We start from the raw sequence: 13,157 nt of genomic DNA on the forward strand, positions 1-13,157 counted from the left end.
GTCGTTCCAGGGCGGCATCCGCGTGCCGAGCTATACCGCGTCCAAGCACGGCGTGGCCGGGCTGACGAAGCTGCTGGCGAACGAATGGGCGGCCAAGGGCATCAACGTGAACGCGGTGGCCCCGGGCTACATCGAGACGAACAACACCGAGGCCCTGCGCGCCGACCCCGACCGCAACGCCGCCATCCTCGCGCGCATCCCGGCGGGCCGCTGGGGAGAGGCGAGCGACATCGCGGGGGCCGCCGTGTACCTGTGCACCCCCGCCGCTTCTTACGTCCACGGTGCCATCCTCAACGTGGATGGAGGCTGGCTTGCACGGTGACCGTCTGACCCGCCCTCCCGCGATTCGATGCTCGCTCCGCCACGCGTCATGCCTGCGTGCGGCACACCTTCCGACCCTTCCTCCATGCCTGACCCCTCGGTGCCACCCATGATCCAGACCAACCGCCTGACCCGCCCCGACTCCCCACGCCCCGTCACAGGCATCGTGCATCTGGGTCTCGGCGCGTTCTTTCGCGCCTTCGGCTGCGTGATCGTGGACGATGCGGTGCAGGCGTCCGGCGGCGACTGGGGCATCTGCGGCGTCAGCCTGCGCAACCCCGACACCCGCGACGCGCTGCGCCCGCAGGGCTGGGCCTATACCGCTGTCACTCTGGCCCCCGACGGTCCCCAGACCCGCGTGACCTCTGTGCTGACCGACGTGCTGGTGGCACCCGAGGACCCGACGGCGGTCCTTGCCGCAATGACCGATCCCGCCGTGAAAATCGTCTCGCTGACCGTCACGGAAAAGGGCTATTGCCACAACCCGGCGACCGGTGCGCTGAACGCGGACCATCCGGACATCGTCCACGATCTGACCCACGACCTGCCACGCTCCGCCCCCGGCTACATCGTGCGGGCCTTGGCGCTGCGCCGTGCCGCTGGGATCGCCCCGTTCACCGTGCTGACCTGCGACAACCTTCCGCACAACGGGGCGCTTGTGCGCGGCGTCGTCCTCGACCTCGCGCGGCGGATCGATCCGGTGCTGGCCGACTGGATCGCGGCAGAGGGGCGCTTTCCTGCCACGATGGTCGACCGCATCACGCCGGCCACGACGGCGGATGACATCGCGCTCGTCGAACGCCTGACCGGGTGGCACGATGCCGCGCCAGTCATGCATGAACCGTTCCGCCAGTGGGCGGTGCAGGACGATTTCGTGGGCGGCGCGCGGCCCGATCTGGCGGCGGCCGGCGTGCAACTGGTCTCCGACGTCACCGCGTTCGAGGACATGAAGCTGCGGATGCTGAACGGCACGCATTCGGCACTCGCCTACCTCGGCTATCTCGCGGGGCACGAGACGATCGCCGATACCGTCGCCGACCCCGCCTTCGCCGCCTATGTCCGCACCTGTTGGGCAGAGATCATGCCCGCCGTCGCGGCACCCCCGGGCGTCGATCTGGCGGCCTACGCGGATGCGCTGTTCGACCGCTATGCCAACCCCGCGATCCGCCACCGCACGTGGCAGATCGCCATGGACGGCAGCCAAAAATTGCCGCAGCGCCTGCTGGGCACCCTGCGAGAGAACCTAGGCGCGGGCCGTGCCAGCCCGGCCCTGTGCCTCGCCGTGGCGGGGTGGATGCGCTATGCGGCGGGGACGGACGAGGCGGACGAGCCCATCGATGTCCGTGACCCGCTGGCCGACCTGCTGCGTCGAACGGCGACCGGCGGGCTGAACCAAGGCCCCACGGCGATGGCGTCCGCGCTGCTGTCGCTGGACCAGATCTTTCCCGCTGACATCGCGGCCCTGCTGACCGCCCCGGTGACCCGTGCGGCGGAACGGCTATGGGTCGTCGGCGCGCGGGCTGCGGTGCAGGAGGTGGCGACATGATCGAGAGCTGGCGCTGGTACGGCGACCTCGATCCCATCGCATTGGCCGAAGTGGCACAGACCGGTGCGCGCGGCATCGTCACGGCCCTGCACGAGATCCCTTATGGCGAGGTCTGGGGCACGGAGGCCATTGCCGCCCGCAAGGCACGTGTGAGCGGCGCGGGCTTTGACTGGGTCGTGGTGGAAAGCCTGCCGATCCACGAGAACATCAAGACCGGGACCGGCGATCTGGCCCCGCTCTTTGCCAACTACCGCCAGTCGATGGCGAACCTCGCGGCGAACGGCATCACCACGATCTGCTACAACTTCATGCCGCTGCTGGACTGGACCCGCACCGACCTGACAGCTCCCGTCGCAGGCGGCGGCACCTGCCTGCGGTTCGAGGCGCATCGCATGGCCGCCTTCGAGGTCCACATGCTGGGGCGGAGGGAGGCGGAGGCGGACTACACCCCCGACGTGCTGAACCGCGCTGCCGCGTGGTATCAGCAGGCGACCGAGGGGGACCGCGACGCGCTGCTCGCCTCGATCATGGCGGGCCTGCCGGGGGCGTTCGACCGCTACGACATTCCCGGCCTGCGCCGCGCCTTGGCGGGCTATGCGGACATCGACCGCACAGCCCTGCGCGCCAACTACAAGCGGTTCTTGGAGGAGGTCATTCCGGCCGCCAACGATCTGGGGATGCGGTTCTGCGTCCATCCTGACGACCCGCCGCGCGACATCCTCGGCCTGCCGCGCATCGTGTCGGACGCCGACGACATCGGCTGGATCATGAACGCGGTGAATGCGCCCGCCAACGGGCTGACGCTGTGCGCAGGATCGCTGGGCGCCAATCCCGCCAACGATGTGCCGGCCATCGCGGCGCGCTTTGCCGACCGCATCCACTTCGCCCACCTGCGCAACGTGCGAAAGGATGCGGACGGCAGTTTCGAGGAGGCGGCCCATCTGGACGGCGACACCGACATGGTCGCCCTGTGCGCCGTGCTGCTGGCGGAGGAGGCGCGTCGCCGCGATGCGGGTCGCGCCGATCACGCGATTCCGTTCCGGCCGGATCACGGGCACCACATCCTGTCCGACCTCGACCGGACGCTGATCCCCGGCTATCCGCTGATCGGGCGTCTTCGGGGATTGGCGGAACTGCGCGGGGTCATGCGAGCGCTGTCGCATGGGCGCGCGCATGGCTGAGCCCCTGATCCTGCACCCCGCCGACACGGTGGCGGTCCTGACTGCCCGCGCCCCGGCGGGCAGCGATCCGCTGGGGCTGGGCGTGCCGCTGACGGCAGCGATTCCTGCGGGGCACAAGGTCGCGCGGGTGGCGATGGCCACGGGTGCGGTGGTGCTGAAGTTCGGCCAGATCATCGGCACCGCGACGCAAGCCATCGCGGTAGGCGATCATGTCCACACCCACAACTGCGCGTTTTCTGCGCACGATCAGGCTTATGCGGTGGGCGTGGACCTCGACGCCGCCCGCGCCGCTGTCCCGCAAACCGCACCGCTGACGTTTCAGGGCTATGCCCGCGCCGACGGTCGCGTGGGCACGCGCAACTATGTGGCACTCATCGCCACGGTGAACTGTTCGGCGACCGTGATCCGCAAGGCGACGGCCGAGATCGAGGCGTCGGGGCTGCTGGACGGCTACGCAGACGTCGACGGCATCGTGGCGCTGGCGCATGGCACCGGCTGCGGCATGGATGAGGACGGGCCGGGGTATGCGATCCTCGACCGGGTGTTGTGGGGCCATGCGACGCATCCCAACGTGGGCGCCACCGTCTTTGTCGGGCTGGGGTGCGAGGTGATGCAGATCGCCCGCATGCAGGCGCAGTTCGGTGCTGCGGGGACCGAACGGTTCCACGCGCTGACCATTCAGGGCACCGGCGGCACGCGCGCCACCATCGACGCGATCAAGGCGCATGTGGCGGGTATCCTGCCGCAGGTGAACGCTGTCGCCCGCACGCCGCAGGCGATGGCTGCGCTGCGGATCGCCCTGCAATGCGGCGGATCGGACGGATTCTCGGCGATCACGGCCAACCCGGCACTTGGCGTCGCGTCCGACCTGCTGGTGGCGCAGGGGGCGACGGCCATCTTGTCGGAAACGCCCGAGATCTATGGCGCGGAAAACCTGCTGCTGCGCCGGGCGGCGACGCCGGCGGTGGCCGACAAGCTGATCGCCCAGATCCGCTGGTGGGAGCGGTACACGGCCCAGAACGGCGGGTCGATGGACAACAACCCCAGCCCCGGCAACAAGCAGGGCGGGATTACGACCATCCTCGAGAAATCGCTGGGGGCTGCGGCCAAGGGGGGATCGACGCCGCTTGCAGCGGTTTACGACTATGCCGACCGGGTGGATGCGCCGGGCTTCGTGTTCATGGACACGCCGGGCTACGATCCGGTGTCCGCTACCGGGCAGATCGCGGGCGGCGCGCAGATCGTGGTGTTCACCACCGGGCGAGGGTCGGCGTTCGGCTCGAAACCCGCGCCGACGATCAAGATCGCGACCTCCGACGCGCTTTTGGCGCAGATGCCTGACGACATGGACATGGGCACCGGCGACATCGTCAGCCGTGGCACGCCCATCGCTGTGGCGGGGCAGGCGATCTTCGATCTGATCCGCGCCACCGCATCGGGGCAGGTGACGAAGTCCGAGGCGCTGGGGCTGGGTGATAACGAGTTCGTGCCCTGGCAGGTCGGCTGCGTGATGTGATGAAGGGGGCGGTGTCGCGTCACGGTCATGTGGCATCCGCCATCCGACGCGCCGTCCATACCTCTGCGCACCACCGCCCGCCCATGGTCGCGACCAATGCGGGCAAGTCACCGGCAGCCCCCTGGCGGATGCGACCGCGCGGTCCCGCATCTGGTGTGCCGCGCGGGGGCGGTCTAGCCTGACGCCATCCCCAGCGAACGGACCTTGGCCATGCCCCCCTTCGACACCGCCGACGCCCTCTTGCGGGCCATGTTCGCCGCAGGGATCGCTGCGGCGCAACCGGCCCTGTGCGTGCCGCCCGCGCTGCCAGACCCGCCGCGCGGGCGCACCGTCGTGGTGGGGGCAGGCAAGGCCGCCGCCGCCATGGCCCGCGCAGTCGAGGATCACTGGCCCGGTCCGCTGTCCGGCGTCGTCGTGACCCGCTATGGCCATGCGGTGCCCTGCCAGCGCATCGCGGTGCGAGAGGCGGCGCATCCGGTGCCGGACGCCGCAGGGCTCGCGGCCACGGCAGAGATCAGGGCGGCCTGCACCGGCCTTTCGGCGGACGATCTTGTGATCTGCCTGATCTCCGGCGGCGGCTCTGCCCTGCTGGTGGACACAGGCCCCGGCGTGACGCTGGCGGACAAGCAGGGGATTGCGGCGGCACTGCTCGCCTCCGGCGCGGACATCGCGCAGATGAACACCGTGCGCCGGCACCTGTCGGCGATCAAGGGCGGGCATCTGGCCGCCCTGTGCCATCCGGCGCGGGTGGTGACGCTGGCGATCTCCGACGTGCCGGGGGATGCGGCCACGGTCATCGCATCCGGCCCCACGGTGGGCGATCCGACGACGGTGGCCGACGCGCAGGCGATCCTGACGCGGTACGGCATCACCGCACCGCCCCTGTGTGAGACGGTGAAGCCCGGCGATCCGCGACTGGCGGGGGCATCGTTCAGGCTGATCTCCTCGCCTCTTATCGCCCTGCGTGCGGCAGCAAAGGTGGCGGCAGACCACGGCATACCCTGCCACATCCTCGGCGATGCGCTGGAGGGGGAGGCGCGCGAGGTCGCCCGCACGCTGGGGGGCATCGCGGTCAGCGTAGCAGGCCATGGCCTGCCGTTCGGCGCGCCCTGCGTGCTGCTGTCGGGCGGCGAGACGGTGGTGACGCTGAAGCCCGGCGCGCAGACCGGGCAAGGCGGGCGCAACGTCGAATTCGCGCTGGCGCTGGCCATAGCACTGGACGGGCACCTGCGCATCACGGCACTTGCGGGCGACACGGACGGGATCGACGGTGTGGGGGATGCGGCGGGGGCGGTGATCGGGCCCGACACGCTGGCACGGGCGTGGGCGCTGGGCTTCGATCCACGCGCGGTGCTGGACGGCCACGACGCCCATGCGCTGTTCACGGCCCTCGGCGATCAGGTCGTGACCGGGCCGACGCTGACCAACGTGAACGATCTGCGGGCGATCTACGTCGCCGGTTAGGCTGCACGACGCCAGATCGCCGCAGCCGAGGTGTCTCGCCTCGCCTTGCGTGACCCGTCGCGCTGCGGGATAGGTGCGTGCCCGGCGCAGGTCCGGCGACAGACCGAAGGGAACGATCATGGGACACCTCCACCACGCGGCACTGGCCCTCTGGCTTGCGATGGCCGGTTCTGTCGCCGCACAGGACCCGACCCTGCGCGCCGCGGCACAGGAAACCGGAACCGTGATGTGGGAACTGGACACGATTCGACACTACGGGCTGGACGCGGCGAACGGCTTCACGCTCGACGTGCAGGCGACGGCGGGGGCGGATGCGGCGCAGATCGCGTTTCAGGGCGGGGCGGTCGATGTGATCGTCAGCGACTGGATCTGGGTCGCGCGCCAGAACGCGGCGGGCGAGGCGCTGGTGTTCATCCCCTTCAGCCGCGCCGTGGGCGGCCTGCTGGTGCCGCAGGATTCCACCGCGCAGACGTTGGCCGACATTGACGGCGGGCGCATCGGCGTGGCGGGCGGGCGGCTGGACAAGGGCTGGATCATCCTGCAGGCCTATGCGCAGCAGACCTATGGCCTCGATCTGGCGGCGGCGACCACGCAGGTGTTCGGCGCACCGCCCCTGATCATGAACGCCGCCACCACCGGGCAGCTGGAAGGGGCGATCAACGTCTGGCACTTCATGGCGCGGATGCAGGCCGAGGGGATGCGCGAGCTGATCTCGATCGCCGATGCGGCGACGGCGCTGGGCCTCGATCCCGCCACGCCGCTCTTGGGCTATGTCGTGCGGGCCAAGCTGCTGGAGGACAACCCGGCGCTGGTGGCGGGCCTTGCCCGTGCATCGCAACAGGCCAAGGCGGTGCTGGCGGACGATTCCGCCGCATGGGCCCGGCTGCGTACGCGCATGGGCGATCCGGACGACGCGGCCTTTGCCGCGTTGCAGGCGGGGTTCGCCGCAGGCAAGCCGCTGCCGGGTCCGGTCGACGTGGCGGCGGCACAGCGGATGCTGGCGCTGATGTCGGATCTGGGCGGGCCCGATCTGGTCGGCGACGTGACGGCGTTGCCGGAGGCCATGTTCTACACCTTGCCGCCTGCATGACCGACACGGTGGCGGCCCTCGACCTGCCGGGCTTCGCCTATGGCACGACGCCCGTTCTCGGCCCCGTAGCGCTGCGCGTCGCACGGGGCGAGGTGCTGGCGCTGACGGGCGCGTCCGGCATCGGCAAATCGACGCTGTTGCGCATCCTCGCGGGGCTGAGCCCCGCCGTGGGCATCCGCGCCGTCACACCGCGCATCGCCTTCGTCTTTCAGGAACCGGTCCTGCTGCGCTGGCGCACGGCACGCCGCAACGTCGAGATCGCGGCGGGCGTCACCCCCGCCGCGGCACAGGCGGCGCTGGAGGATGTGGGTGTCGGCGATCTGGCCGCGCGGTTCCCTGATCAGATGAGCCTTGGTCAGCAACGCCGCCTGACGCTGGCGCGGGCCTTTGCCACCGCACCGGACCTGATGTTGCTCGACGAACCCTTCGTGTCGCTCGACCAGCCCACCGCCGATGCGATGATGTCGCTGTTCGCGGGGCTGGCCGCGCGCCGCCCCATGGGCTGCGTGATCGTCACCCACACCCCCGCCGAGGTGGCGCGTCTGGCCACGCGGGTGCTGCACCTGTCGGGGCGGCCCGCTACGGTGCACGCCATGCCGGTTCGGTCTGGCGATGCGGGCGGTGGATTGTTAGCGTGACGCGAGCGGCGGCGCAGGCCACGCATGACAGGGAGGGACCGGAACCATGGAACTGAAGGACGAACGCGAGATCGCAGCCCCGCCGGAGGTGGTCTGGGCCGCCCTGCTGGACGCCGAGGTGCTGAAGGCTTGCGTACCCGGCTGCACCGCCATGGCGGGCAGCCCGGAGGAGGGGTTCACTGCCACGGTCGTCCAGAAGGTCGGCCCGGTGAAGGCGACGTTCCAGGGCGAGGTGACGCTGAGCGAGATGATCGCCCCGCACAGCCTGACGATCAGCGGGCAGGGCAAGGGTGGACCCGCCGGCTTCGCCTCTGGCGGGGCGGCGGTGGTGCTGACGCCCAGCGAGGGCGGCACGCGGCTGTCCTACGACGTGACCGCCAAGGTCGGCGGCAAGATGGCGCAACTCGGCAGCCGGATCATCGACGGCTTTGCGCGCAAGATGGCGGACCAGTTCTTCGACGACTTCAAAGCGGTGGTCGAGGGTGTGGACGCCGCCGACGTGCCCGTCCCCGACGCGCCGCCGGTCGAGAAAAAGGGATGGGTCAAGCGGCTGATCGGCAGCAAGGACTAGGCCTTGTGCCGGGGTGCAGCGTCGCTGGGGGGCCAGCCCCCCGGCTGCGCCGCCCCCCGGGATATTTCTGACCAGAAGAAGCTGCGGGTATGTGATGGACGGGGACGGGTCACGACGTCGCCCGACCTTGACCGCATCGGCGAGGCGACTGCGCAAGGTCTAGTTGCCTGTGGCAGGTGTCGTGCCCGTTTCGCATGGCGTGACTTGGTCGAGCAGGGCCATTGATCGACGGGCGGTGCGATGAACCCATCCGGTGTGGCACCGCCTGTCGGTTGTCATCGAACGGCGTCGATCGACACCGTCACGATCGGCGGTTTTCCGCTGGTTCCCTGATGACGACAGGAACGTGTGTCGCGATGTGCGGGTTTTAACAGCGATATGTGCGGACCCGTCACGGGCCGTTTGCCGGAGGAAACAGATGAAGACCTTGTTGAAATCGACCACATCGCTGGTGCTGTGCCTGTCGTTGGCGACGCCGGGCATTGCACAGGACGCTGCTGCACAAGGCGCACCGTTCCCCTGCGTGGCACCGAATGGCGAAACCGCTGGCGACGCCGCATCCCTGGCCGCCGCACTGAGCGCGGGTGGCGAGCAGGCACCGGCAGACGATGCCGTGGTGTGTGGCCCCGAAGCCATCGCAGCCGCTGATGTCGTAGCCGCCGAAGCCGCAGTCGCCGACCAGGCCGCTGCCGATCAGGCTGCCGCCGATCAGGCTGCCGCCGACCAAGCCGCTGCTGATCAGGCTGCTGCAGACCAAGCAGCTGCAGACCAAGCAGCTGCGGATCAGGCTGCTGCCGATCAGGCTGCTGCTGATCAAGCTGCAGCGGATCAGGCTGCTGCGGACCAAGCTGCTGCCGATCAAGCCGCTGCGGATCAGGCCGCTGCCGATCAAGCCGCTGCTGATCAAGCTGCTGCTGATCAAGCTGCTGCGGACCGAGCTGCTGCGGATCAGGCCGCTGCCGATCAAGCCGCTGCTGATCAAGCTGCTGCGGACCAGGCCGCTGCGGACCAAGCTGCTGCGGATCAGGCCGTTGCGGATCAGGCGGCTGCGGACCAAGCCGCTGCCGATCAGGCCGCTGATGACCAAGCTGCTGCCGATCAGGCCGCTGCGGATGCTGCAACCGACGATACCGCTGACGCCCCGGCAGAGGCCGAAGCCGAAACCACCGCAGCGCCCGCTGACGCCGAAGCCGAAGCCGAAACCACCGCAGCCCCAGCAGAAGCCGAAGCGGAGATCACGGCAACCGACGATGCACCGATGAGAGATGCCGATGCCGCTGCTGCGGCGATCGCGGCGCAGACCGAAGGCGAGGCCGCACCGGTCGCCGAAGCCGCGACCGACGATACTGCAACCGCCGAAGACGTGCCCGCCGCAGATCCGGCGACGGCGGACGATGCGACGACGGCGGATACCGCCACGCCGCCCGCCGAAGACGGCTCGACCGTCGCCGACGACACGAGTGCCGAAACGGCCACGCCGCCCGCGGCGGACGTGGATGTGAACGTCGAGACCGAGGCCACCGCCGAAGCCACCGTCGAAGGCGAAGCACCTTCTGCCGAAGATCAGGCCGACCGCACCGCCGAACTCGAGGCGGAGCGCCAGAATGCGGCCGCGGCTGCGGCTGCCGCGGCCCTCGCCGCCGGAACGGCCGTGGACGGCGATGCACCAGAGGTCGTGACCGAGGACGTGACGGAGGACGACGTGCGCACCGCGGACGAAGACTTCGTCAACCGCATCGGCGACATCCGCGAGGCGGACTCGAATGACGACGACGGCCTGTCGAACTTCGAGAAGGCGCTTGTCCTCGGCCTCGGCGCCGTGGTGGTCGGATCGCTGCTGCGCAACGGTGACGAGGTCGTGTCGAATTCCGGCGACCGCGTGATCGTGGAGCGTGACGGGCAGCTGCGCGTGCTCAAGAACGATGACGTGCTGCTGCGCCAGCCCGGCGCGCAGGTCGGCACGCAGACCTTCGACGACGGCTCGACCCTGACCACCGTGACGCGTGACGACGGCAGCGTCGTCACCACGATCCGCTCGGCGGACGGCACCGTGCTGCGCCGCAGCCTGACGCAGGTCGACGGCACGCAGGTCGCGCTGATCGATGACCTCGGTACCGCGTCCGTGCCCGTCGTCGTCTCGGACCTGCCGCCGGTCCCGACAGAACGTGTCTCGTCGCGCTCCGTTGCGCTGAACGATCAGGCGGCGCTCGAAACCGCGCTGACGGCCAGCCTGCTGGCCAACACCGGGCGGACCTATTCGCTTGAACAGGTGCGCGGCATCCGCGAGGTACGCGCCCTTGCGCCGCAGATCGACCTCGACGCGATCACGTTCGAAACGGGCTCGGCCGCCATTCAGCCGAGCCAGGCCGAACAGCTTGCCGCCCTCGGTGGCGCGATCCGTCAGATCGTCGCGAACAACCCCTCCGCGATCTTCCTCGTGGAAGGGCACACGGACGCCGTCGGCGATGCGGGCTACAACCTGGGTCTGTCGGACCGTCGTGCCGAAACGGTCGCGCTGGCCCTGTCGCAGTACTTCTCGGTCCCGCCCGAGAACCTCGTGACGCAGGGCTACGGCGAGCAGTTCCTGCGCGTGCAGTCGCTGGGTGACGAACGTGCGAACCGTCGCGCTTCGGTGCGCAATATCACGCAGCTGCTGCGCAGCTAAGCCGACCCGAGCGATGACATGGACGGCCCGCGACACAGGCGCGGGCCGTTTGTCGTTGCAAAAGCCCGCCCCGCACACGCTCCCCTTCTTCTGGTCGGACATATCCCGGGGGTGGACGGCGGATGCGCCACCGGTTCGAGAACTGGCCGGCGACGGGCTGGCCCCCCGGACGTCACTCAACTCCTGACATGCAAAAGGCCCCGATGTCGCCATCGGGGCCTTTCTCACGATTCGCCTCGGGCCTTACTTCGGCATCGGGCCGATCAGCATGACCATCTGGCGGCCTTCCATCTTGGGAAAGTTCTCGACCTTGCCGTGCTCCTTGGTGTCCTCGGCCACCCGCTCCAGCAGCTGGCGACCCAATTCCTGGTGCGCCATCTCGCGGCCACGGAACCGCAGGGTGACCTTCACCTTGTCGCCGCCCTCGAGGAACTTGTAGACGCTGCGCATCTTCACATCGTAATCGTTGCTGTCCGTGTTCGGACGGAACTTGATCTCTTTGATCTCGATGATCTTCTGCTTCTTGCGCGCCTCGTTTTCCTTCTTCTGGGTCTCGTACTTGTACTTGCCGAAATCCATGATCTTGCAGACCGGCGGCACGGCATTGGGCGAGATCTCGACCAGATCGAGTCCGGCCTCCTCGGCCATCTGCATCGCGCGCTCGGGGCTGACGACACCGACGTTCTCGCCGTCGGCACCGATCAGGCGGATGTCGCCGCCGCGGATGCGTTCGTTGATCCGGGGGCCGGTCTCACGCACGGGGGGTGCGTTATGGGGTCTGCGTCCTATGGTCTTCATCCTTTGGTCGTTTGAATTTGATCATGGGAACCTAAACCTGTGGCGCGTCCGCTTCAAGGCGCAAATCGGTGGTTTACATGCCCGAAACCGCCGATCGGGGGCGATGGTTCTTGACGCCGCGACCGTGCGACCGCATCTGCGGGCCAGACCGCGCCGCAAGGCGCATCACGCAAAAGGGGACATTCCATGCGCGCCATCGTCATAATCGCCGTCGTGGCCATTCTTGGTTATTTCGGCTTTCAATACGCCGTCAACGGCCGCGATCCGCAGGCCGTCGTCGCCGGCACCGGGGCGGTGACGCCCGCCGATCAGGTCGCAGCCGACGTGGACGCCACCGCCGATGCCGCAGCCACCGCCACCGCGGATGCCGCCGACGAGGCCGCCGCTGCGGCCGCCGCCGCCGCCGATGCAGCGGCGGATGCGACAGCCGATCTGGCCGCCGCCGCCGATGCCGCTGCCGCCGAGGCAGGTGCCGCCGCCGACACCGCCACGGATCAGGCCGCCGCCGCGGCCAACGATGCCGCCAACCTGGCGCGTGACGCGGCTGCCGACGCCGGTGCGGCGCTGGAAAACCTGTCGAACGATGCCGAAGGTGCTACGGCCGCAGCCCTCCAGCAGGCAAGCGATGCCGCCGATCAGGCCGGGACCGCCCTGCAGAATGCCGCCGACGCCGCCGCAGGCGCGCTGGCCGGTGCCGCCGCTGACCTCAGCGACCGGATCGAGCCTGCGGCCGCCGACGTGCCGCTGGACGTGCTGCTGACGCCGGCAGGCTTCGACGCGGATGCCGTCGTGGGCCGCATTGCCGCCAGCGACCTGTCGGACGTGCAAAAGACGGCGCTAACCGACAGCGTCCGCGCCGCCGAGGATGATCCCGCGCTGCTGGACGCCACGCTCATCCGCCTGCGCGAGGCGCTGGGCGCCTGATCCTGCTCGGGCACTGACGACAAAAAAGGGGGGCCGCATCACACCGATGCGGCCCCCTTGTCGTGTCACCGACGTCTGGCGTTCCCCTCCGTGCCAATAAGAGTGAGACATTTGACTGGCTAAAGTTTAGACTTGAGGGCGAAGGAGACCGAACCCATGGTAATGCCTTCACAGATGCCGCCTCCACAGGATACCGGATCTGAGATTTCGCCTACGATCCCACCCGCTCGCGTCGTAGCTGCGCCGCGTGTCCCTACGGCCGAGCTGACGACGACCCCGAAGCGGCGCACGTTCACTGCAAAATACAAACTACGCATTCTGGATGAGACGGACCATGCTGCTGATACAGGCACGGTTTCAGCCATTCTGCGGCGGGAGGGGCTTTATTCCTCCGCGTTGACCGATTGGCGCCGTGCGCGCGCAGCGGGGACGTTGGGGGCTTT

Annotated in this window: 13 protein-coding genes; 11 read left to right on the plus strand and 2 right to left on the minus strand. The window is 69.2% G+C overall.

Annotation, left to right across the window (positions count from 1 at the left end):
• The 8 genes from BMX16_RS16130 to BMX16_RS16165 all read left to right on the plus strand — a co-directional run.
• Positions 1–322 (plus strand): SDR family oxidoreductase (locus BMX16_RS16130; RefSeq protein ID WP_143058076.1); only part of this gene is annotated, 322 nt, incomplete at its 5' end.
• A gap of 108 nt (positions 323–430) precedes the next feature.
• Entirely contained in the window at positions 431–1,867 is a 1,437-nt protein-coding gene (locus tag BMX16_RS16135) for a mannitol dehydrogenase family protein (protein WP_089905670.1), read from the plus strand.
• Positions 1,864–3,048 (plus strand): mannonate dehydratase, encoded by a 1,185-nt coding sequence (gene uxuA, locus BMX16_RS16140; protein ID WP_089905672.1) that lies wholly within the window; start codon positions 1,864–1,866, stop codon positions 3,046–3,048. The genes BMX16_RS16135 and uxuA overlap by 4 nt, the downstream gene beginning before the upstream one ends.
• Positions 3,041–4,564, plus strand: coding sequence for a UxaA family hydrolase (locus tag BMX16_RS16145; protein ID WP_089905674.1), 1,524 nt, complete (start codon positions 3,041–3,043; stop codon positions 4,562–4,564). Before uxuA ends, BMX16_RS16145 begins: the two co-directional genes overlap by 8 nt.
• A 210-nt stretch (positions 4,565–4,774) precedes the next feature.
• Positions 4,775–6,028 carry a glycerate kinase type-2 family protein gene (locus BMX16_RS16150; RefSeq protein ID WP_089905676.1) on the plus strand — a complete coding sequence of 418 codons (1,254 nt, stop codon included), beginning with the start codon at positions 4,775–4,777 and terminating at the stop codon, positions 6,026–6,028.
• A gap of 118 nt (positions 6,029–6,146) precedes the next feature.
• The gene (locus BMX16_RS16155; protein ID WP_089905678.1) at positions 6,147–7,118 is read left to right on the plus strand and encodes an ABC transporter substrate-binding protein; all 972 of its coding nucleotides are present in this window, start codon (positions 6,147–6,149) and stop codon (positions 7,116–7,118) included.
• The gene (locus tag BMX16_RS16160) at positions 7,115–7,756 is read left to right on the plus strand and encodes an ATP-binding cassette domain-containing protein (protein ID WP_089905680.1); all 642 of its coding nucleotides are present in this window, start codon (positions 7,115–7,117) and stop codon (positions 7,754–7,756) included. Before BMX16_RS16155 ends, BMX16_RS16160 begins: the two co-directional genes overlap by 4 nt.
• A gap of 46 nt (positions 7,757–7,802) precedes the next feature.
• Positions 7,803–8,327 carry an SRPBCC family protein gene (locus tag BMX16_RS16165; RefSeq protein ID WP_089905682.1) on the plus strand — a complete coding sequence of 175 codons (525 nt, stop codon included), beginning with the start codon at positions 7,803–7,805 and terminating at the stop codon, positions 8,325–8,327.
• Positions 8,328–8,718: 391 nt separating this feature from the next.
• Here BMX16_RS16165 and BMX16_RS16170 read toward each other — a convergent pair whose 3' ends face one another.
• Positions 8,719–9,414: a hypothetical protein gene (locus BMX16_RS16170; protein WP_089905684.1), complete on the minus strand. Its 696-nt coding sequence runs from the start codon at positions 9,412–9,414 to the stop codon at positions 8,719–8,721.
• Between the two features lie 171 nt (positions 9,415–9,585).
• On the opposite strand from BMX16_RS16170, the gene BMX16_RS16175 reads away from it, so the two are divergent.
• Positions 9,586–10,992 (plus strand): OmpA family protein, encoded by a 1,407-nt coding sequence (locus tag BMX16_RS16175; protein ID WP_089905686.1) that lies wholly within the window; start codon positions 9,586–9,588, stop codon positions 10,990–10,992.
• 243 nt (positions 10,993–11,235) lie between these two features.
• Here BMX16_RS16175 and infC read toward each other — a convergent pair whose 3' ends face one another.
• Entirely contained in the window at positions 11,236–11,751 is a 516-nt protein-coding gene (infC, locus tag BMX16_RS16180) for a translation initiation factor IF-3 (RefSeq protein ID WP_245731710.1), read from the minus strand.
• A gap of 225 nt (positions 11,752–11,976) precedes the next feature.
• On the opposite strand from infC, the gene BMX16_RS16185 reads away from it, so the two are divergent.
• Entirely contained in the window at positions 11,977–12,714 is a 738-nt protein-coding gene (locus tag BMX16_RS16185) for a hypothetical protein (protein WP_089905690.1), read from the plus strand.
• 156 nt (positions 12,715–12,870) lie between these two features.
• Positions 12,871–13,157, plus strand: a 287-nt coding sequence (locus BMX16_RS17425) for a transposase (RefSeq protein ID WP_143058077.1), incomplete at its 3' end; no start/stop codon positions are given.

It is taken from the genome of Loktanella fryxellensis (assembly GCF_900110065.1).
Taxonomy (GTDB): Bacteria; Pseudomonadota; Alphaproteobacteria; order Rhodobacterales; family Rhodobacteraceae; genus Loktanella; species Loktanella fryxellensis.